Raw genomic sequence first — 19,196 nt, 5'->3', positions numbered from 1 at the left:
AGAGCTACTTCCCCAGGTACTTCGGCTTCGCCTTGTCCAGGAAGGCCTGCACCGCGATCGTGTGGTCCTCCGACGCGCCCGCCTTCGTCTGGAGCTCGTCCTCCTTCTCCAGCGTCTCGCTCAGCGTGTGGCCGGCACCGTAGGCCAGGGACGCCTTGAGCGCGGCGTACGCCACCGTCGGACCGTCCGCCAGCCTGCGGGCCACCGCCAGGGCCTCCGCGGCGAGGTCGTCGGCGGGCACCACCTTGTTCGCGATGCCCAGCTCGTGGGCGTCCTGCGCGGAGATCGAACGGGGGAAGAGCAGCAGATCGGCCGCGCGGCTCTGACCGATCAGCCGGGGCAGCGTCCAGGAGACGCCCGAGTCGGCGGTCAGGGCGACCCCGGCGAACGAGGTGTTGAAGGACGCGCTGTCGGCCACCACCCGGTAGTCGCACGCGAGCGCGAAGCCGAAGCCCGCACCCGCCGCGACACCGTTGACCCCGGCGACGACCGGCTTCTCCATCCCGGTGATCGCCCGTACGACCGGGTTGTAGTGCTCCTGCACGGTGCTCAGCGCATTGCCCGTGCCGGACTCGCGGGTGGCGGTCAGCGTGGCGACGTGTTCCTTGAGGTCCTGGCCGACACAGAAGGCGCGCCCGGTCGCGGTGAGCAGAACGGCCCGCACGGCGGTGTCGGCGGCGGCCGACTGCAGCGCGTCACGGAGCGCGACCTTGGCCGCCGTGTTCATGGCGTTCATCGCGTCGGGCCGGTTGATCGTGATCGTCGCGAGACCGTCAGTCACTTCGTAGAGCACCGTGTCGGCCACGTTGTCCGCCATTTGCTGTCCCCTTTGCGCCTCGGGCAATGCCTGTCGAGCCAAGCATGGCCGACATCACGGAGGGCGAACATGTGACCTGCGTCTAACAATTGCACCCCGATGCAGGGGGGAAGGCGACGGAGTATCGCAGCCGGATCGCCGAATTGAGTGGTTTTGAGAGAGCGCGTTGCGCAAGCGATGCAGACCGATGTTGGTCATCGGGGTCTGTGATGCGGGATAATGGCCTGGAAGCAATGTGTTCGATGCCGGTGACACAGCGCCTGTCATGGGGCCGCCGGTTGATATGAGCTGGTTTCAGGAAGGGGAACGAGCATGGCGGCCATGAAGCCGCGGACGGGCGACGGCCCGCTCGAGGTGACAAAGGAGGGGCGGGGCATCGTCATGCGCGTTCCGCTCGAAGGCGGCGGTCGGCTTGTCGTGGAGCTGACGCCGGACGAGGCCGATGCGCTCGGCGACGCCCTCAAGAAGGTCGTCGGCTGACGCGGAGGCGCCCACACTTCACCACTGCCCCGCCACGGAGCCCGTGCCGGGGCAGTGCTGCGTCCGGGACACCTCGCGGCCCCGGGCGCGGGGCGAGGACCGGTGGACGGTCAGCCGCGCCGGACCGCGCACAGCAACCCGTCGCCCACCGGCAGCAACGTGGCCATCAGCTCCTGGCTCTCCCGCACCGCCCGCAACAGCTCCCGCAGCCTCAGCACCTCCGCGGGCTGCGCCGCCGAGTCGACCGTGCGGCCGTCCGCGAAGACACCCTCGAAGCAGACCAGGCCACCAGGTCGCAGCAGGCGCAACGATTCAGCGAGGCAGTCCAGGCTCTCCAGCCGGTCGCCGTCGCAGAACACCAGGTCGTATCCGCCGTCCGCGAGTCGCGGGAGTACGTCGAGGGCGCGTCCCGGGATGAACCGGGCCCGATTGGCGGCGAACCCCGCGGCCCGGAACGCCTCGCGGGCGAACTGCTGACGCTCCGGCTCCGGATCGACCGTGGTCAGCACGCCGTCGGGTCGCATCCCGTGCAGCAGATAGATGCCGGAGACGCCGGTTCCGGTGCCGATCTCGGCCACCGCCTTGGCGTCCGTCGTGGCAGCGAGCAGGCGCAGCGCGGCGCCGGTGCCTGGTGACACCGAGCGGAGACCTGCGTCGCGGGCCCGGTCCCGGGCCCAGCGCAGTGCTTCGTCCTCGGCGACAAAGGCGTCGGCGAACGCCCAGCTCGTCTGCCGGTTGGCGGTGATGACCCTCTCCTGTCCCCGTAGTTGGCGCAACGGTGACTGTATCCGCTGTACCCGGGAACCCGCAGATGGGACCGGGCGTTATCAAGGGGCAGGGGAAAGCGCGTGGACAGGGCCCGCAGATCGGGCCCGGGAATCCGCGGCCGGCGGTTCCGGGGTGGCCCCCGGCCCCAGCAGGAAAAAGGCTTATCCGGAGCTAACGGGCGAGGTGGCTATGGTAGGGGCTCCACTGGACACCACCAGAGCCGACAGGGGAGGTGCGGCTGCGCCTGTGGATCGGGGAGGAGTGCTGCGGCGCTTCCTCAGGTCGGCGGGTGAGCCGAAATCCGTGACCAACATTGCTGACCGTTCTTCCAGCGACTCCGCACCGACCGCGACCTTCGCCTCGGATGCGGACTCCCAGGCTTGGATGCCGCCCTCATGGGAAGAGATCGTCAGCACGCACAGCGGTCGTGTCTACCGCCTTGCCTACCGACTGACGGGTAACCAGCACGATGCCGAGGACCTCACCCAGGAGGTCTTCGTCCGGGTGTTCCGTTCGCTGTCGACCTATACGCCCGGCACCTTCGAGGGCTGGCTGCACCGCATCACGACCAACCTGTTCCTGGACATGGTCCGTCGTAAGCAGCGGATCCGTTTCGACTCCCTCGGCGACGACGCCGCCGAGCGGCTGCCGAGCCGTGAGCCGTCCCCGCAGCAGGTTTTCAACGACACCCACTTCGACGCGGACGTGCAGCAGGCGCTGGACACCCTTGCGCCCGAGTTCCGCGCCGCGGTCGTGCTCTGTGACATCGAGGGACTCTCGTACGAGGAGATCGCCGCGACACTCGGCGTGAAGCTCGGCACCGTGCGCAGCCGCATCCACCGCGGACGCTCGCACCTGCGCAAGGCGCTGCAGCACCGCTCTCCCGAGGCCCGCGCCGAACAGCGCTCGCTGGCGGGCGCGATGGTGGCGGGGGAGGGCGGATCGGCGTGAGTGGCACGGGTCCGACCCCTGCGGAACAGCATCTGGGGGACCGGCTTGCCGCGCTTGTCGACGGTGAGCTCAAACATGACGTCCGTGACCGGGTGCTGGCCCATCTCGCGACCTGCACCAAGTGCAAGGCCGAGGCTGCTGCCCAGCGGCGGCTGAAGAGCGTCTTCGCACAGTCCGCCCCGCCTTCGCCGTCCGAGGGGTTCCTCGCCCGGCTGCAGGGCCTTCCCGGGGGACCTGGTGGTGACGACGACATCCAAGGAAGACCATTCGGCGGCTCCGGGCGCTTCGCCGACGGACTCTTCACCGCGATCCAGCCTTCCGGCAGCCGCACCGATTCACCTTCGGGGAGCTCGCCGCTCGACCGCTTCGGCTATCTCCCGACACCGCACGGCTCGGCCGCGGCGCTTCCGGGTGCCGCATCGCGCTCCGCGTTCCCCATCCATGAGGTGGGCCGGGACGCGGACCGTTCGCCGTGGCGCGGCCGCAGGTTCGCCTTCGCGGCGGCCAGCGCCGTCTCGCTGGCGGCCATCGCGCTCGGCGGTGCCCTGCCGACGGACGCCGGTCCCGACGCCCCGGTCCGTGCCGGGGGCGCCGGCAACAATGTGACACCCCTCGATGCCGACGCACGCGCCGAGCGCGGCGGCGTGACCAGCCGCCGTGGTGGTGGCATCGGCACGTCGGCCGCGCCCCACAGCAGCCGCACGGTCGCCGCCGCCACGCCGTTCCAGCCGACGAACGGACGTGTACCCGCACTGTTGGGCACGGGTCTCGCCACGCCCAACCCCTTCATGGTCCCGGTGCTGACCAATGTGTCCGCGCCGCCGCTGATACGTCCGACTGCTACCAGTCCCCTGTTCACCCGGGCGCTCGGCAGCGGACTGACCCCCACGTCCCCCGCGCCCTCGCCGGCCTCGTCCTGGACGCCCACATCGGCCTCGGCCCTGCCGAGCTCCGCCGATCACGGTCTGCCGCTTTCTCCCCGGCGCTGACCGGGGTCTGCGCAGCCATTCGCAAACCTGGTTGAATCCCGGGAGGAATTCCCGGAGGGACGTCCCTCGCGGGCGTGCAGAGGGCCAGTTGCGGCAGTTGCGGGGAGAACATGGACGACGGAAAGCCCACCGGGCCGAAGGCGAAGTGGTGGAGCCGTCCCACGCCGGGGCACACCACCACTTCAGCGCCGGAGAGTGCAGCCGCCGCGGTGGATGCACCGGTCGAGGACGCGCGGGCCGCGGACACATCCGCACGGCCCGAGCCCGTGACGCCCGCGCAGTCCGCAGCACCCGAGCCCACAGCACCCGAGCCCGTGGCGCAGGCGCCCGCAGCCCCGGCGCCGACTCCCGCAGCCCCGGCCCCCGCACCGGCGGTCCACGCAGCCGCTCCCGCCTCGGCGGTGAAGCCACTGCACGAGCCCGATGAGTACAGCACCCCGCCGTACGGCGGCCCCGGGCCCTGGGCGCCCGCACCCCCTGTGCAGCGCCCGGTCCCGACGCCGGCCCACGGCACCCCGGTGCCCCCGATACCCCCGGTGCCGCCGTACGCGGGCACGAACGGTGCGGACATACCCACCGGGCCCGCCCCCACCCCGGGCCCCGCCCCCGCCCCCGTCCCCACCCCGGCCTTCACGCCCCCGCCCCAGCCGCCCCAGTCCACGCACTGGCTGCAGTACGACCCCTGGGGTGGGTACCGGCAGCCACTGACCCAGCCCGGCCAGCCGCTCGATTCCGACGGCGGACGGGGGAAGAACCGGCGCGGCTCGCTGCTCGTCGGCGCGCTGCTGCTCGCCCTGGTGGCGGGCGGCATCGGCGGTGGCATCGGGGCCTACATCGAGCGCAACGGCGGCCTGACCACGGTCGAGCTCCCGCAGGCCGCGAAGAACAGCGGCGGCCGCGCGCCCGACAGCGTCGCGGGCATCGCCGCCAGCGCCCTGCCCAGCGTGGTCACCCTCCACGTCAGCGGCACCACCGAATCGGGCACCGGCACCGGCTTCGTCCTCGACGACGAGGGCCACATCCTCACCAACAACCATGTGGTCGCCCCGGCCGGCCCCTCCGGCGACATCACGGTGACGTTCAGCGGTGGCGAGACCGCGAGCGCCGAGATCGTCGGCAAGGACAGCGGCTACGACCTCGCCGTGGTCAAGGTCAAGGGCGTCTCCGGGCTCAAGCCGCTACCGCTGGGCAACTCCGACAACGTGCAGGTCGGCGACCCGGTCGTGGCCATCGGCGCCCCCTTCGACCTGTCCAACACCGTCACCTCGGGCATCATCAGCGCCAAGGACCGGCCGATCACCGCGGGAGGCGAGAAGGGCGACGGCAGCGACATCAGCTACGTGGACGCGCTGCAGACCGACGCCCCCATCAACCCGGGCAACTCCGGCGGCCCGCTGGTCGACACCGACGCCCACGTCATAGGCATCAACAGCGCCATCCGCGCCGCCGACAGCGGTGCGACGACCGAGGGCGGCCAAGCGGGTTCCATCGGCCTCGGTTTCGCCATCCCGATCAACCAGGGCAAGCGGGTCGCCGAGGAACTGATCAACACCGGAAAGGCCACCCATCCGGTGATCGGCGTCACATTGGACATGAAGTACACCGGTGACGGCGCCAAGGTCGGCGCGAAGGGCGCCGACGGCAAGCCCTCGGTGACACCGGGCGGTCCCGGTGCGAAGGCCGGCATCAAGCCGGGCGACATCATCACCGAGGTGGACGGACAGCGGGTGCACAGCGGCGAGGAGCTGATCGTGAAGATCCGCGCACACCGTCCGGGCGACCGTTTGGACCTCGGCCTGACCCGCAGTGGTAAAGACCTGTCCATGACTTTGACCCTCGGGTCCGCAACGGGCACGTGACGGCACCGGGACGCTACCGCCCGGACAGTTCCGCCGGGTACCGTGGGCCGGGGCCGGACCTCATCCGACCTGGTCCATGGTCTCGGAGAACACGAGGAGCAACTAGGTGTTCAATGACATAGGCGCACTCGAGCTGGTGACGCTCGTGATCCTCGGTGTGCTCGTCTTCGGCCCGGACAAGCTGCCCAAGGTCATCCAGGACGCCTCGCGCTTCATCCGAAAGGTCCGTGAGTTCTCCGAGAGCGCCAAGGAAGACATCCGTACGGAGCTCGGCCCGGAGTTCAAGGACTTCGAGTTCGAGGATCTCAACCCGAAGACGTTCGTCCGCAAGCAGCTCATGGACGGCAACGACGATCTCGGGCTGAAGGAGATCCGCGAGAGCTTCGACCTCCGCAAGGAGATGGCGGAGGTCACCGACGCGGTGAACGGGCGCGAGACCACGGCTGTGGAGTCCGCGGGCGGCGTGTCGGGCGGCGCGGCCATCACCGCAGCGAACGGCTCCCCCGGCGCTCCCGACCTGCTCAAGAAGCGTGAACAGCCCGCGAAGGACGACCGCCCGCCGTTCGACGCCGACGCCACCTGACACCGGTCAATCCCGACTCGTCCGGACGGTATGGCTATTCTCCATCTGTCCGGTTGCGAGGCTGCCCGAGGGGGGCGGGCCACTCCGGACCTTAGGGATCGAGGAGGCGGCCGGGCAGATGGAGACGACAAGTCGGGCAGGCGCGGAAGGTGCGTCCAGCGCAGTCACCGAAGAGGAGGTGCCGGCGGCCCGGCGTACGGTCGACGGCTATCTGCAGGCGTCGTTCCCCTGGTACGGACTGGACGAGGCCTTCACCGGTCCGCGCTGGCTGATGCAGGTCGGCACGGCGGCGGACGGCACGGTGCAGCACGGATCGACCGGGCACGGTGACGAGCCGCTGGTCCGGAGCGACTCGGGCGGTGACAAGCAGCGGTTCGCGGTCGTGGTGACCGTGGGGAGCAGCCCTGTGCGGCACAGCGGCGACGGTACGGGAGTCCTGGACGCGACCACGGTGTCGTCCGCCGCCTGGCTGGCGGGCTCGGGCCTGCTGTCGTACACGTGGCCCCAGCAGCTGGACCACACGCTGCGCGACGACTGGCTGGACCAGCAGACGGAGACGGCGTTCGAACTCGCCGACGATCTGGACGGTCCCGCGTGGTCGGTGCTGTCCCTGCCGGTGGACGGGGCTCCGGTGCCGTTCCACTACCGCGAGTCCGAGTACGGGTGGGTGCTGGCGGGGTCGGCGCGCGGCGGGGTGCACATCGGGGCGTACGGGCGTGGGATGAGCGCGTACGGACTCGGGTTCTCGGTGGTCGCAGACATCGCCACGTACGCGTAGCGGCTCGATCGGTGCGGTGAGCCGTGACCGGACGTGTCCGGTTCGCCGCACTCTCCCCGATCGCCGGACGGGCTTCTTCTTCCGTCGCGGCGATCGAGGACTCGGGCTGTCGTCAGAACTTGTTGCGCGGGGTGATGCCCAGAGACATGCCCGACAGGCCTCGCTGACGGCCGCCCAGCCGCTCGGCGATCGCGCGCAGCGCCTTGCCGGCCGGGGAGTCCGGGTCCGAGAGGACCACGGGCTTGCCCTCGTCGCCGCCCTCGCGCAGACGTACGTCGATCGGGATGGAGCCGAGCACCGGCACCTCCGCGCCGACCGTCTTGGTCAGGCCCTCGGCCACCTTCCGGCCGCCGCCCGTGCCGAACACGTCGACCATTTCGTCGCAGTGCGGGCACGGCATGCCCGACATGTTCTCGACGACGCCGACGATCTTCTGGTGGGTCTGCACCGCAATCGAGCCCGCGCGCTCGGCCACCTCGGCCGCTGCCTGCTGCGGGGTCGTGACGACCAGGATCTCCGCGTTCGGCACGAGCTGTGCCACGGAGATCGCGATGTCACCGGTGCCCGGCGGCAGGTCGAGCAGCAGGACGTCGAGGTCGCCCCAGTAGACGTCGGCGAGGAACTGCTGCAGTGCTCGGTGCAGCATCGGGCCACGCCACACCACCGGGGCATTGCCCGGGGTGAACATGCCGATGGAGATGACCTTCACGCCGTACGACGACGGCGGCATGATCATGTTCTCGACCTGGGTCGGCTTCCCGTCCGCGCCGAGCATCCGCGGCACGCTGTGCCCGTAGATGTCCGCGTCCACGACGCCGACCTTGAGGCCGTCGGCGGCCATCGCCGCCGCAAGATTCACTGTCACGGACGATTTGCCGACGCCACCCTTGCCGGACGCCACCGCGTACACCCGGGTCAGCGAGCCGGGCTTGGCGAACGGCACCTCGCGCTCCGCCGTGCCGCCGCGCAGCGACGACGCGAGTTCCTTGCGCTGTTCGTCGCTCATCACGTCGAGCGTCACGTCGACGCGCGTGACGCCTTCGACCTTCGCGACCGCATCGGTCACGTTCTTGGTGATGGTCTCGCGCATCGGGCAGCCGGACACCGTGAGATACACCGTGACAGCGACCGCACCGTCAGCGGCGATCTCGACCGACTTGACCATGCCGAGTTCGGTGATCGGTCGGTGGATCTCCGGGTCGTTCACTGTCGCCAGTGCTTCGCGCACCGCGTCTTCGGTAGCCATACGACGATGTTACGGCGCCCGTGCCCGCCGCCGGGATGGGCCGTCAGCGGTCTTCGTCACTCTCGGCAGGAAATAGTGCGCGCCGGTCGTTCATGTCCTTCACCATGTCCTGGAGTTCCGAGCGGATCCAGTCGCGGGTGGCGACCTCGCCGAGCCCCATCCGCAGGGACGCGATCTCCCGGGTGAGGTACTCGGTGTCCGCGATGGAGCGCTCGTTCTGCTTGCGGTCCTGCTCGTGGGTGACCCGGTCGCGGTCGTCCTGCCGGTTCTGCGCGAGCAGGATCAGCGGGGCCGCGTACGAGGCCTGGAGCGACAGCATCAGCGTCAGGAAGATGAACGGGTACTCGTCGAAGCGCAGGTTCACCGGGGCGAAGATGTTCCACAGCACCCAGACGATGATGATCAGCGTCATCCAGACGATGAACCGCCCGGTGCCCAGGAAGCGGGCGATCCGCTCGGAGAACCGGCCGAACGCCTCGGGGTCGTACTCCGGCAGCAGCCGCGGCCGCAGGTCCTTCGGCTGATCCAGCCTGCCCCTGGCGGTGCGCGTCATCGCCGACGACCCCGTCGACGACAACCCGGGTCCCGACGCCCGGGAGCGGTCCTCACCCGCCATGGGCCACCCACTCCTCGCCGTGGAAGTCGGTCTCCCGCCAGTCGTCGGGCAGCAGATGGTCGAGCACGTCGTCGACGGTCACCGCACCGAGCAGCGACCCGCTCTCGTCCACGACGGGTACCGAGACCAGGTTGTACGCCGCCAGGTAACTGGTCACCACCGACAGCGGGGTGTCCGGGGTCAGCGGCACGAGGTCGCTGTCGACGATCGAGCTGACCAGGGTGAACGGCGGGTCGCGCAGCAACCGCTGGAAGTGCACCGCGCCCAGGTACTTGCCGGTCGGCGTCTCGTCCGGCGGCCGGCACACGTACACCTGCGCGGCGAGCGCCGGGGACAGGTCGGAGCGGCGGACCCGGGCGAGCGCGTCGGCGACCGTGGCGTCCGGCCGCAGCACGATCGGCTCGGTGGTCATCAGGCCGCCCGCGGTCCGCTCCTCGTACGACATCAGCCGCCGCACGTCCGCCGCGTCGTCCGGCCGCATCAGCATCAGCAGCCGCTCCTTGTCCTCCTCCGGCAGTTCGGAGAGCAGGTCGGCCGCGTCGTCCGGGTCCATCGCCTCCAGGACGTCGGCGGCGCGCTCCTCCTTGAGCTTGCCGATGATCTCCACCTGGTCGTCCTCGGGCAGCTCCTCCAGGACGTCGGCGAGCCGGTCGTCGTCGAGCGCGGCGGCCACCTCGGCGCGCCGCTTCGGCGACAGATGGTGCAGCGCGTTGGCCACATCGGTCGGGCGCAGCCGCTCGAACGTGGCGACGAGCGACTCGGCGCCCTGCCCGTGCTCCTCCAGCGAGAAGCCGCTCACCGCCGACCAGTCCACCGTCAGGGTCTCGCCCTTGCGGCGCAGCGCCCCGCCCTTGCCCTTGCGCACGAAGTACTTGACGATCTCCCAGTCGCGGCGGGCCGGGAGCTGCTGGATCGCGACGTCGAGGATGGTGACCTCCTCGTCGGTCTCCACCAGCCGGACCCGGCGGTCCAGGAACTCGCCGAGGATCAGGCGCTCGGTGGGGCGCTGCTCGAAGCGCCGCATGTTCACCACGCCGGTGGTGATGACCTGGCCCGAGTCGATGCCCGTCACCCGGGTCATCGGGAGGAAGATCCGGCGCCGGCTGACCACCTCGACGACGAAGCCGAGCAGCCGTGGCGGACGGCCGCCGACCCGCAGCATCGCGACGAGATCGCGGACGCGGCCCACCTGGTCGCCGTTGGGGTCGAAGACGGGCACACCGGAGAGGTGCGAGACGAAGACCCGGGAGGCGCCTGCGGCCATGGTGTGTGCCTCCTTCCGTCCTGTCGACGCGGAGCCGGTCCGTTAAGCCGGTTATGTGCTGTCATGACGGGATCAGGCTAGCCCGTACCGCTCCGGGTCGGCCCGTGGAGCCGTCCGTACGGCTCTGCGCCGGACGGCGTACCCGGCACCGGTACGCTGCCGTCAGCCACCCCCACACGCAGATGAGAGGCAGTGCGCCCGTGACCTCTTTTGTCCCGCCCGTCGCTCCCCGCCGCCGGACCGCTGTTGCCGTCCTGCTCTGTGCGGGCCTGACCGCAGCCCTGACGGCGTGCGGCAGCGAGGATCCGGACAAGGGGACCAACGGCGTCGGCAGACTCTCGGCGGCGGAGATCGAGAAGCGGGCACAGAAGGCGGCGGACTCCGCGGACGCGGTGCGGCTGGCCGGCACGCTGGTCAGCAAGGGCGGCACGTACAAGATCGATATGCGGCTCAAGGAGGACGGCGGCACGGGCTCGCTCACCTCGAAGAACAGCACGTTCGAGCTGCTGCGGATCGGTGACGAGGTCTACCTGAAGGCCGACTCCGGCTTCTGGAGCCACGACGAGAAGGGCAGCAAGGACAGCAAGGGTGACGCAGGTGCCGCGGCCGGGGACAAGCTCCAGAACAAGTACGTGAAGGTCCCCCAGGGCGACCCCACGTACAAGCAGCTGCGCGGCTTCACGGACATGAAGACCCTGCTCGACGGGATGCTCACACTGCACGGCAAGGTCAACAAGGGCGACCACGGCAAGGTGGGTTCCGTCCGTACCGTCCAGATCCTCGGCGGCAAGGGCGAGGGCGGTGCGCTCGATGTCTCGCTGAAGGGCACGCCGTATCCTCTGCGGTTCGCCCGTGGCGGTGGCGGCGGCATTCTCACGCTCGCCGACTGGGGTCTGGACTTCGAGCTGAAGGCCCCGCCCAAGAGTGACACCGTCGACTACGGGCAGCAGCTCCCCAAGTCCACCTCGTAGCGCCCTCCGGCCGCCGTCAGCTCTTGCGGCGGCGCTTCAGCAGCAGCCGCGGGAGCGCGTCGGGCGCGGGGCGGCGGGTGGTCGCCGGGGTCGGCAGCGGCGCCGCCGCGTGCGAGGTGTCCGGCAGGTCCGTACGGGATTCGCCGGGTGTCAGCCGCAGTACCCGGCACTCGCGCGCCCACCGCTCGGTCATCTGCTCGGCGTCCGGCGCGTTCAGCCGCTTCCCCTTGAGCTCGGCGACCGCCGCCTCCCACTCCTCGGAGTGCGGCGCGAGCTCCGTCACGGCGGCGGTCCAGGCGACCAGCCGACCGCCCTTGTCCTTGCTGCGTACGGTCACCTCGGCGGCGGATCCGTCGGTGAGACCGGCCGGCAACGGCTGCTCGCCAGGGCCGTCCCCGACGAGATGGGCCGCCCCCTCGTGCCATACGTGCCACAGCGCCCGCGCGGGCCCGGTGCCGCGTACCCAGATGAGGCCGGACTTCTTGGTGGCCTCCTCGACGAGGGCCGGTCCGAACAGCGAGTCAGCGGCAGCAGCAGTCATGGGCCGAACTCTATTAGAGCCACCCGTTGCGCTTGAGCGAGCGGTGGATGGAGAAGCAGACGACGCCGATGACGCCCATCACCATCGGATAGCCGTACGTCCACCGCAGTTCCGGCATGTGGTCGAAGTTCATGCCGTAGACACCGCAGATCATGGTCGGCACGGCGATGATGGCCGCCCAGGACGTGATCTTGCGCATGTCCTCGTTCTGGGCGACGGTCGCCTGCGCCAGGTTGGCCTGCAGGATCGAGTTCAGCAGTTCGTCGAAGCCGATGACCTCTTCGTGCACCCGCGCCAGGTGGTCGGCGACGTCCCGGAAGTACTTCTGGATGTCCGGGTCGACCAGCCGCATCGGCCGCTCGCTGAGCAGCTGCATCGGCCGCAGCAGCGGCGAGACGGCCCGCTTGAACTCCAGCACCTCACGCTTCAGCTGGTAGATCCGGCCGGCGTCCGAACCGCGTGGGCTGCCCTTCGCGGGGGTGGAGAAGACCTCGATCTCCACCTCGTCGATGTCGTCCTGGACGGCGCCCGCCACCGCGATGTAGCCGTCCACGACATGGTCGGCGATGGAGTGCAGAACGGCCGACGGCCCTTTGGCGAGGAGCTCGGGGTCGTCCTGCAGCCGGTGCCGCAGCGCACGCAGCGAGCCGTGCCCGCCGTGCCGGACGGTGATGACGAAGTCCCGGCCGGTGAAGCACATCACCTCACCGGTCTCGACGACCTCGCTGGTCGCGGTGAGCTCGGCGTGCTCGACGTAGTGGATGGTCTTGAAGACGGTGAACAGCGTGTCGTCGTACCGCTCCAGCTTCGGCCGCTGGTGGGCGTGGACGGCGTCCTCGACGGCGAGCGGGTGGAGACCGAACTCCCGGGCGATCCCGGCGAATTCGGCCTCGGTCGGCTCGTGGAGGCCGATCCAGGCGAAGCCGCCCTTCTCCCGTACCCGGAGCATCGCCTCGTGCGGTGTCAGGCAGCTTCCGCTCTCCTGGCGCCGCCCGTCGCGGTAGACCGCGCAGTCGACGACCGCGCTGGAGGCGGACGGGTCACGGGTGGTGTCGTAATTGCTGTGCAGGACGTTGGTCTTGCGCAGGGACGGGCGCACGGCGGCGCGCAGGTCACGGATCATCGACATGGCTGGCTCCTCACGGAGGGCCGTCGTCGGGCGCGTGGAACAGCCCGGAATGGGGACGTGTGCTCACATCCGCAAAGCGGGCGGCACCACGGCGGCACGATGACGGCGTTCGCTACAGACAGGCAAAAAAGGAGTGCTCTTCCGTCGTGCGCAATGCCCCGGGCCTTGACCGAGAAGGCTTCAGATCACCGAAGAAAGGTGTCGGGCGGAAGAGCGATCGGTACTGCACGATCGACTTCGATCCATTGCAGCCCCACCTCCTCCAGCCGGTCCCCCGTGGGGGATGACGTGTCGTCGGAACTGAGAGCGACGCTTCTGCGTGCTGTCCGACCAGCGGCCAAGACTATCAGCCGACACAGGGCCAATCCCTTACTTTGCCCGTTCGATACGCGTTCTATGCTCGCCACATGGGAGAAATTCTTGCTCTGGTCGAGGCCCGTCTCCGGACGGCTCTCGGTGAACCGGACGCACGCGCCGCGGTGACGTTCCTCGGTACGGACCGGATCGAGGTGCTCCGTTTCGTCGACGGCGATGTGGTGCGCTACGCGACGCTCGGCATGTCCGCCCAGCCGATGGCCGACCCGACCGCTGCCCTCGCGGACCCGGTGAAGGGGCCACGCGCCGAGCTGGTCCTCTCCGTGCGGGCCGGTCTCGCCGACACCGACAAGGTCCTCCGCGGGCTGGCGGTGCTGGCGGCCTCGCCGCAGGTCGAGGGGCTGATCGTGGCGCCCGGCGCCTCGCTGGACCTCGGTGAACCGCTGTGGCCCGGGGCGCCGTTCAGCTCCGTGCTGGTCGCCGAGTCGGGCGGTCTGGTCGAGGACCTCGAACTGGACGAGCCGATGGAGCCGGTGCGGTTCCTGCCTCTGCTGCCGATGACGCACAACGAGGCGGCGTGGAAGCGGGTCCGCGGGGCGCAGGAGCTGCAGGAGCGGTGGCTGTCGCACGGGACGGATCTGCGTGACCCGCTGCGTACCTCCGTAGCCCTGGACTGAGACGTACGTCATACAGGATGCGGGGAAGCCCGCCGCGCGGCCAGGAGGGAGAGCCGCGGGCGGGGCGGAACAGGGTTGACCCGGACGTCAGTTGGCGAAGACCGTGACTCCGTCCTCGGTGGCGTGCTTCGGCTCCAGCTCCTCCGCCTCATGGGTCAATGCCGTACGCCGGATCCGGACGACGAGCGCGCCGGCCACGGCCGCGAGCGCGGCGACCACGAACGGGACGTGGATGTTGCTCCACTCCTCGATCTTCGGGGCGAGATACGGGGCGGCAGCCGCGGCGAACCAGCGGACGAAGTTGTAGCCCGCGCTCGCCACCGGGCGCGGCGCGTCCGAGACGCCGAGCGCCAGCTCCGTGTAGACGGTGTTGTTCATGCCGATGAAGGCGCCGGAGACGATCGTGCAGACAACCGCCGCGGTGTGGTTGCCGTAGCCGAGGATCAGCAGGTCGACGGCGAGCAGGACCAGCGAGGCGCCGAGCACCTTGAGCGAGCCGAAACGCTTCTGCAGCCGGGGTGCGACGAGCACCGAGAAGACGGCGAGCAGCAGACCCCACGCGAAGAAGACCGCGCCCGACTTGTAGGGCGTCATGTTCAGCACGAACGGGGTGAACGCCAGGATCGTGAAGAACGCGTAGTTGTAGAAGAACGCCGAGGCCGCGACCGAGGCGAGGCCGCCGTGGCCCAGCGCCCTGACCGGATCGAGCAGTGAGGTCCTGCGGGCCGGCTTCGGCTGTTCCTTGAGGAACGCCGTGATGCAGATGAAGCCGATCGCCATCAGCGCCGCGGTGCCGAAGAACGGGTAGCGCCAACTGGCGTCACCGAGCAGCGCGCCGAGCAGAGGCCCGCAGGCCATGCCGAGGCCGAGCGCCGACTCGTACAGCAGGATCGCCGCGGAGCTGCCGCCGGCCGCCGCGCCGACGATCACGGCGAGCGCCGTCGAGACGAAGAGCGCGTTGCCGAGCCCCCAGCCGGCCCGGAAGCCGACGAGTTCCGCGACGGACGACGAAGTGCCGGAGAGCCCGGCGAAGACGACGACGAGCGCGAGGCCGGTCAGGAGTGTCTTACGGCCGCCGATCCGGCTGGAGACGAAACCGGTGACCAGCATCGCGACCGCGGTGATCAGGAAGTACGAGGTGAAGAGCAGGGACACCTGGCTGGGCGTGGCCTCGAGTCCCTTGGCGATGGACGGCAGGATCGGGTCGACCAGCCCGATCCCCATGAACGCGACGACCGAGGCGCCCGCGGTGGCCCAGACGGCCTTGGGCTGGCGCAGGATGCTGCCCGTTCCCTGATCGAAAGGATCCTCTGCCGGCATGGGGGTTCTCGCTCTCCAGTAGATCGATGCGTTGTGCAGAGAATAAGTTAGGTAATCTAATGAATGCAAGCTACATCTATTTATCCTGGTTGGAGCCACGCTGCGGACGGGTGATCGTCCTTGACGCGGCGACAGCCGGGGAGGACCGTTGGGCGCTATGAGGGGCGAACCCAGTTGCCCGAAGTGCGGTGGCCGGGTCAGGGCGCCCGGTCTTTTCGCCGACACCTGGCAGTGCGCCGTGCACGGCGCCGTGTATCCGTTGCAGCCGGTGATCCCACCCAGCGTCGAGGCGCTCGGCGTGGTGGTGCACCGTGCCCGGGTGCCGGTGTGGATGCCCTGGCCGCTGCCGGTCGGCTGGCTGTTCACCGGTGTGGCGTACGCGGGGGACGACCGCAGCGGCGGCCGCGCCACCGTCGTCGCCTGCTCGGGACCCGGTCCGCTCGGCGGGGTGGGCGAGATGCTGCTCGTCGCCGAGGAGCTCGGGGTCGGCCTCGGCGCGCGTTACGCCGGGATCGACGGCCCCGACCCGGGCCCGTACCTCCACGTCGACGGCCCGCCCAATGCCAAGGTGCTGGCCGCCGGACGGCCCACTCCGCTCTGGCAGGTCAAGAGCGCCCCCGAGGACCGGGCGGTCTTCGCGGGCGAGGCGCGCGGGCTCTGGCTGTGGGCGGTCGTCTGGCCCGAGCAGTCCGCGCTGCTCATGTACGACGAGCTGATACTGACCGATCTGCGCGACGCCGGCGGAGAGGTCGACCTCGTGCCCTGCGGGGCGCTCAGCCCACGACTGCTCAGTCAGCCCTGAGGCCGCGGCACACGGTCCCGTCCGCACTGCTGCGCGGCCCACTGTCCTGCCGTCCTGACCGGGCGGTGTTCGAATGCCGGTTATCCTTGGGCATCCCCCCTGTCCGGCTGAGAGCACTGGAGTACGCGTCGTGCACATCGACCTGCACACCCACTCCACCGCGTCGGACGGCACGGACACCCCCGCCGAGCTGGTGCGGAACGCCGCCGCGGCAGGGCTCGACGTCGTCGCTCTCACCGACCACGACACCGTCCGCGGCCACGCCGAGGCGATCGCCGCGCTCCCCGAGGGCCTCACTCTCGTCGCCGGTGCCGAGCTCTCCTGCCGGATCGACGGCGTGGGCCTGCACATGCTCGCGTACCTCTTCGACCCCGACGAGCCCGAGCTGGCGCGCGAACGCGAGCTGGTCCGCGACGACAGGGTGCCGCGCGCGCAGACGATGGTGCGCAAGCTCCAGGCGCTCGGCGTTCCCGTCGAGTGGGAGCAGGTCGCCCGGATCGCCGGCGACGGATCGGTCGGCAGGCCGCACATCGCCACCGCGCTCGTCGAGCTCGGTGTCGTCGAGACCGTCTCCGACGCCTTCACCCCCGAGTGGCTCGCCAACGGTGGACGCGCGTACGCCGAGAAGCACGAACTCGACCCCTTCGACGCGATCCGGCTGGTCAAGGCCGCCGGTGGCGTCACCGTCTTCGCCCACCCGCTCGCCGTCAAGCGCGGTGAGGTGGTGCCCGAGGCGTCGATAGCCCGGTTCGCCGCGGCAGGCCTCGACGGCATCGAGGTCGACCACATGGACCATGACGAGCCGACCACGGCCCGGCTGCGTGGGCTCGCCAAGGAACTGGGACTGCTGGCCACCGGTTCCAGCGACTACCACGGCAGCCGGAAGACCGTACGGCTCGGCGAATACACCACCGATCCGGAGATCTACGGCGAGATCACCCGGCGCGCCACGGGGGCCTTCCCGGTGCCGGGTGCCGGCGGACCCCGCCCCGCGTAGCTCCCCGCCCGCGCGCCTCGCGCACTTCATCGCTTCCCGCGTACGTCGCGTACGTCACCCCCTCACTCTTCGCGTGCCCGGCCGGACCTGGCCGTGGGCTGCGTGTGTCCTGTTCCGACCCGCTCTCCTCTCGCAAGGCCTCACTGTGTTCGACGTTGCTGTCTTCGGATCCCTTTTTCTCACGCTTTTTGTGATTATGGATCCGCCCGGGATCACCCCGATCTTTCTCGCCCTGACCGCCGGACGGCCCGCCAAGATCCAGCGCCGGATGGCGTTCCAGGCGGTTGCGGTCGCCTTCGGTGTGATCGCCGTCTTCGGCGTGCTCGGCCAGCAGATCCTCGACTATCTGCATGTCTCCGTCCCCGCCCTGATGATCGCGGGCGGACTTCTCCTGCTGCTGATCGCGCTCGATCTGCTGACCGGCAAGACCGACGAGCCGACGCAGACGAAGGACGTCAACGTGGCGCTCGTACCGCTGGGCATGCCGCTGCTCGCCGGACCCGGGGCGATCGTGTCGGTGATCCTGGCGGTGCAGCACGCCGACAGCTTCGCCATGCAGATCTCCGTCTGGACGGCGATCATCGCCATGCATGTCGTGCTCTGGCTGGCCATGCGCTATTCGCTGCTGATCATCCGTGTGATCAAGGACGGCGGTGTCGTGCTGGTGACGCGGCTTGCCGGCATGATGCTCTCCGCCATCGCCGTGCAGCAGATCATCAACGGGATCACCCAGGTCATCCAAGGCTCCTGACGGCGTCCGCAGATGCCACAGCGCCCCCGTACGGACAATCCAATCCGTACGGGGGCGCTTCGTCTTTGTGCGTCGTCAGGTGTTACGAAGCCGAGGTCTCGGCCGGGCGGATATAGATGCGCTGGCCTGTCGCGGCGGCCTGCTGCACGATCCGGTTGACGGAGGCGGCGTCCACGACGGTGCTGTCCACGGCGGTACCGTCGACATCGTCGAGTCGCATGATCTCGAAGCGCATATGGCTTCCCTTCGTCTGATCCTCCTGCTGGAGAACTACTGGGAGGACGGATGGTCCGTCCGCAAGGATGTGGAGCACCAGACATCGGTGTCTCGCGCTCCACATGGTGTACAACGGCATGCTCTCTGCAAACATTCCCTACGCTAAGGAAATTTTTTGGATGTCTAAGTATCAGTGGGTAACGGGTCGTGCGCGGACGATGAGGTTCGCATGAGCGAGGCAGAGATCGCTGAGATCGGCGAGCGCCTGGACCGCACCAACGAGCTGCTCAAACGCGTGCTCGCCGAGGTGTCGAAGACCCCTTCGACCCACGCGATCTTCGTGGACGCGGGCTATGTGTACGCGGCGGCCGGGCTGCTCGTCACCGGCACCGAGGACCGGCGCTCCTTCGACCTCGACGCGGAGGGGCTGATCGAGGCGTTCATCGACAAGGCCCGCACGATCTTCGCGGACAGCAGACTCCTGCGCGTGTACTGGTACGACGGCGCCAGGCGCCGGATCCACACCGTCGAGCAGCAGTCCATCGCCGAACTCCCCGACGTCAAGGTCAGACTCGGCAACCTCAACGCCAACAACCAGCAGAAGGGGGTCGACTCACTCATCCGCACCGACCTCGAATCGCTCGCCCGGCACCGCGCCATCAGTGACGCGGCGCTCGTCGGCGGCGACGAGGACCTGGTGTCGGCGGTCGAGGCGGCGCAGGGGTACGGGGCCCGGGTCCACCTGTGGGGCATCGAGGCCGGAGAAGGCCGCAACCAGGCCGAACCGCTGCTCTGGGAAGTGGACAGTCAGCGCACCTTCGACCTCGACTTCTGTCGCCCGTACGTCACCAGACGCCCCGTCACCACATACGAGGACGACACTCCGGCCCCCTCGCGCGACGACGTCCGCTTCGTCGGTGCGCAGATCGCTGCGGCCTGGCTCGCCGCCCGCGGTCGCGAGTCCCTCGCCGATCTGCTGCCCGGACATCCCTACCTGCCGGGCTCCGTCGACCAGGATCTGCTTGTCGAGGCCGAACGACTCCTCCAGCACTCGCTGCGCGGCCACGCCCACCTGCGGCGGGCGCTGCGCGACGGCTTCTGGCAGCACCTGCAGGCGCAGTACTGA

21 protein-coding genes are annotated in these 19,196 nt (G+C 69.7%); 12 read left to right on the top strand and 9 right to left on the bottom strand.

Going from position 1 to position 19,196, the window contains the following annotated elements; genetic code table 11:
• Positions 1-4: 4 nt before the first annotated feature.
• Positions 5-817 (bottom strand): enoyl-CoA hydratase/isomerase family protein, encoded by an 813-nt coding sequence (locus tag ACIA8E_RS02710; RefSeq protein ID WP_399293462.1) that lies wholly within the window; start codon positions 815-817, stop codon positions 5-7.
• A gap of 312 nt (positions 818-1,129) precedes the next feature.
• On the opposite strand from ACIA8E_RS02710, the gene ACIA8E_RS02705 reads away from it, so the two are divergent.
• The gene (locus tag ACIA8E_RS02705; protein ID WP_003966491.1) at positions 1,130-1,297 is read left to right on the top strand and encodes a DUF3117 domain-containing protein; all 168 of its coding nucleotides are present in this window, start codon (positions 1,130-1,132) and stop codon (positions 1,295-1,297) included.
• Positions 1,298-1,407: 110 nt separating this feature from the next.
• Here the strand turns inward: ACIA8E_RS02705 and ACIA8E_RS02700 are convergent, their stop codons facing one another.
• Positions 1,408-2,073 (bottom strand): O-methyltransferase, encoded by a 666-nt coding sequence (locus tag ACIA8E_RS02700; RefSeq protein WP_030915381.1) that lies wholly within the window; start codon positions 2,071-2,073, stop codon positions 1,408-1,410.
• A gap of 181 nt (positions 2,074-2,254) precedes the next feature.
• Here ACIA8E_RS02700 and sigE point away from each other — a divergent pair, with 181 nt between their 5' ends.
• The 5 genes from sigE (at position 2,255) to ACIA8E_RS02675 (ending at position 7,225) form a co-directional block, all read left to right on the top strand.
• Entirely contained in the window at positions 2,255-3,016 is a 762-nt protein-coding gene (sigE, locus tag ACIA8E_RS02695; protein WP_199919160.1) for an RNA polymerase sigma factor SigE, read from the top strand.
• Positions 3,013-4,005, top strand: coding sequence for an anti-sigma factor family protein (locus ACIA8E_RS02690; RefSeq protein WP_399293457.1), 993 nt, complete (start codon positions 3,013-3,015; stop codon positions 4,003-4,005). Before sigE ends, ACIA8E_RS02690 begins: the two co-directional genes overlap by 4 nt.
• A gap of 110 nt (positions 4,006-4,115) precedes the next feature.
• Positions 4,116-5,864 carry a trypsin-like peptidase domain-containing protein gene (locus tag ACIA8E_RS02685; RefSeq protein ID WP_399293455.1) on the top strand — a complete coding sequence of 583 codons (1,749 nt, stop codon included), beginning with the start codon at positions 4,116-4,118 and terminating at the stop codon, positions 5,862-5,864.
• Between the two features lie 106 nt (positions 5,865-5,970).
• Positions 5,971-6,447, top strand: coding sequence for a sec-independent translocase (locus ACIA8E_RS02680; RefSeq protein ID WP_399293452.1), 477 nt, complete (start codon positions 5,971-5,973; stop codon positions 6,445-6,447).
• 118 nt (positions 6,448-6,565) lie between these two features.
• Positions 6,566-7,225, top strand: a complete 660-nt coding sequence (locus ACIA8E_RS02675; protein ID WP_399293449.1) for a hypothetical protein — start codon at positions 6,566-6,568, stop codon at positions 7,223-7,225.
• Between the two features lie 112 nt (positions 7,226-7,337).
• On the opposite strand, the gene ACIA8E_RS02670 is transcribed toward ACIA8E_RS02675, so the two are convergent.
• The 3 genes from ACIA8E_RS02670 to ACIA8E_RS02660 are packed head-to-tail and all read right to left on the bottom strand — an operon-like array spanning position 7,338 to position 10,351.
• Positions 7,338-8,471, bottom strand: a complete 1,134-nt coding sequence (locus tag ACIA8E_RS02670; RefSeq protein ID WP_399293446.1) for an Mrp/NBP35 family ATP-binding protein — start codon at positions 8,469-8,471, stop codon at positions 7,338-7,340.
• Between the two features lie 43 nt (positions 8,472-8,514).
• Complete coding sequence (locus tag ACIA8E_RS02665) at positions 8,515-9,087, bottom strand: DUF1003 domain-containing protein (protein ID WP_399293443.1); 573 nt, start codon at positions 9,085-9,087, stop codon at positions 8,515-8,517.
• Positions 9,077-10,351, bottom strand: coding sequence for a magnesium transporter MgtE N-terminal domain-containing protein (locus ACIA8E_RS02660; protein WP_399293441.1), 1,275 nt, complete (start codon positions 10,349-10,351; stop codon positions 9,077-9,079). Before ACIA8E_RS02660 ends, ACIA8E_RS02665 begins: the two co-directional genes overlap by 11 nt.
• A gap of 200 nt (positions 10,352-10,551) precedes the next feature.
• On the opposite strand from ACIA8E_RS02660, the gene ACIA8E_RS02655 reads away from it, so the two are divergent.
• Positions 10,552-11,322 (top strand): hypothetical protein, encoded by a 771-nt coding sequence (locus ACIA8E_RS02655; RefSeq protein WP_399293438.1) that lies wholly within the window; start codon positions 10,552-10,554, stop codon positions 11,320-11,322.
• Positions 11,323-11,338: 16 nt separating this feature from the next.
• Here the strand turns inward: ACIA8E_RS02655 and ACIA8E_RS02650 are convergent, their stop codons facing one another.
• Positions 11,339-11,863, bottom strand: a complete 525-nt coding sequence (locus tag ACIA8E_RS02650; RefSeq protein ID WP_399293436.1) for a hypothetical protein — start codon at positions 11,861-11,863, stop codon at positions 11,339-11,341.
• A 13-nt stretch (positions 11,864-11,876) separates the two neighbouring features.
• On the bottom strand, positions 11,877-12,992 hold the full coding sequence (locus tag ACIA8E_RS02645; protein ID WP_399293433.1) for a magnesium and cobalt transport protein CorA: 1,116 nt from the start codon (positions 12,990-12,992) through the stop codon (positions 11,877-11,879).
• A gap of 407 nt (positions 12,993-13,399) precedes the next feature.
• On the opposite strand from ACIA8E_RS02645, the gene ACIA8E_RS02640 reads away from it, so the two are divergent.
• A complete protein-coding gene (locus ACIA8E_RS02640; protein ID WP_354389728.1) occupies positions 13,400-13,984 on the top strand; it encodes a suppressor of fused domain protein in 585 nt (194 codons plus the stop codon).
• 87 nt (positions 13,985-14,071) lie between these two features.
• On the opposite strand, the gene ACIA8E_RS02635 is transcribed toward ACIA8E_RS02640, so the two are convergent.
• Positions 14,072-15,304: an MFS transporter gene (locus ACIA8E_RS02635; protein ID WP_399293430.1), complete on the bottom strand. Its 1,233-nt coding sequence runs from the start codon at positions 15,302-15,304 to the stop codon at positions 14,072-14,074.
• A gap of 157 nt (positions 15,305-15,461) precedes the next feature.
• Between ACIA8E_RS02635 and ACIA8E_RS02630 the strand changes: the two genes are divergently transcribed.
• The 3 genes from ACIA8E_RS02630 to ACIA8E_RS02620 all read left to right on the top strand — a co-directional run bounded on the left by ACIA8E_RS02630 (position 15,462) and on the right by ACIA8E_RS02620 (position 17,854).
• Complete coding sequence (locus ACIA8E_RS02630; protein ID WP_093772757.1) at positions 15,462-16,106, top strand: DUF6758 family protein; 645 nt, start codon at positions 15,462-15,464, stop codon at positions 16,104-16,106.
• 130 nt (positions 16,107-16,236) lie between these two features.
• On the top strand, positions 16,237-17,103 hold the full coding sequence (locus ACIA8E_RS02625) for a PHP domain-containing protein (protein ID WP_399293427.1): 867 nt from the start codon (positions 16,237-16,239) through the stop codon (positions 17,101-17,103).
• A gap of 145 nt (positions 17,104-17,248) precedes the next feature.
• Positions 17,249-17,854 carry a MarC family protein gene (locus ACIA8E_RS02620; protein ID WP_392751662.1) on the top strand — a complete coding sequence of 202 codons (606 nt, stop codon included), beginning with the start codon at positions 17,249-17,251 and terminating at the stop codon, positions 17,852-17,854.
• A gap of 82 nt (positions 17,855-17,936) precedes the next feature.
• On the opposite strand, the gene ACIA8E_RS02615 is transcribed toward ACIA8E_RS02620, so the two are convergent.
• Positions 17,937-18,089, bottom strand: coding sequence for a hypothetical protein (locus tag ACIA8E_RS02615; RefSeq protein ID WP_093772755.1), 153 nt, complete (start codon positions 18,087-18,089; stop codon positions 17,937-17,939).
• 210 nt (positions 18,090-18,299) lie between these two features.
• On the opposite strand from ACIA8E_RS02615, the gene ACIA8E_RS02610 reads away from it, so the two are divergent.
• Positions 18,300-19,196 carry an NYN domain-containing protein gene (locus ACIA8E_RS02610; RefSeq protein ID WP_388734556.1) on the top strand — a complete coding sequence of 299 codons (897 nt, stop codon included), beginning with the start codon at positions 18,300-18,302 and terminating at the stop codon, positions 19,194-19,196.

It is taken from the genome of Streptomyces sp. NPDC051664, from assembly GCF_044453545.1.
GTDB lineage: Bacteria > Actinomycetota > Actinomycetes > Streptomycetales > Streptomycetaceae > Streptomyces.
The sequence above is the reverse complement of the archived record's forward strand: the minus strand, read 5'-3'. Positions and strand labels throughout refer to the sequence as shown.

Bases quoted from the DNA above. Each gene is read 5' to 3' on its own strand.
- ACIA8E_RS02710 (WP_399293462.1), bottom strand. From the start codon at position 817: ATGGCGGACAACGTGGCCGACACGGTGCTCTACGAAGTGACTGACGGT.
- ACIA8E_RS02705 (WP_003966491.1), top strand. From the start codon at position 1,130: ATGGCGGCCATGAAGCCGCGGACGGGCGACGGCCCGCTCGAGGTGACA.
- sigE (WP_199919160.1), top strand. From the start codon at position 2,255: ATGGTAGGGGCTCCACTGGACACCACCAGAGCCGACAGGGGAGGTGCG.
- ACIA8E_RS02685 (WP_399293455.1), top strand. From the start codon at position 4,116: ATGGACGACGGAAAGCCCACCGGGCCGAAGGCGAAGTGGTGGAGCCGT.
- ACIA8E_RS02675 (WP_399293449.1), top strand. From the start codon at position 6,566: ATGGAGACGACAAGTCGGGCAGGCGCGGAAGGTGCGTCCAGCGCAGTC.
- ACIA8E_RS02670 (WP_399293446.1), bottom strand. From the start codon at position 8,471: ATGGCTACCGAAGACGCGGTGCGCGAAGCACTGGCGACAGTGAACGAC.
- ACIA8E_RS02665 (WP_399293443.1), bottom strand. From the start codon at position 9,087: ATGGCGGGTGAGGACCGCTCCCGGGCGTCGGGACCCGGGTTGTCGTCG.
- ACIA8E_RS02660 (WP_399293441.1), bottom strand. From the start codon at position 10,351: ATGGCCGCAGGCGCCTCCCGGGTCTTCGTCTCGCACCTCTCCGGTGTG.
- ACIA8E_RS02650 (WP_399293436.1), bottom strand. From the start codon at position 11,863: ATGACTGCTGCTGCCGCTGACTCGCTGTTCGGACCGGCCCTCGTCGAG.
- ACIA8E_RS02645 (WP_399293433.1), bottom strand. From the start codon at position 12,992: ATGTCGATGATCCGTGACCTGCGCGCCGCCGTGCGCCCGTCCCTGCGC.
- ACIA8E_RS02640 (WP_354389728.1), top strand. From the start codon at position 13,400: ATGGGAGAAATTCTTGCTCTGGTCGAGGCCCGTCTCCGGACGGCTCTC.
- ACIA8E_RS02635 (WP_399293430.1), bottom strand. From the start codon at position 15,304: ATGCCGGCAGAGGATCCTTTCGATCAGGGAACGGGCAGCATCCTGCGC.
- ACIA8E_RS02630 (WP_093772757.1), top strand. From the start codon at position 15,462: ATGAGGGGCGAACCCAGTTGCCCGAAGTGCGGTGGCCGGGTCAGGGCG.
- ACIA8E_RS02615 (WP_093772755.1), bottom strand. From the start codon at position 18,089: ATGCGCTTCGAGATCATGCGACTCGACGATGTCGACGGTACCGCCGTG.
- ACIA8E_RS02610 (WP_388734556.1), top strand. From the start codon at position 18,300: ATGAGCGAGGCAGAGATCGCTGAGATCGGCGAGCGCCTGGACCGCACC.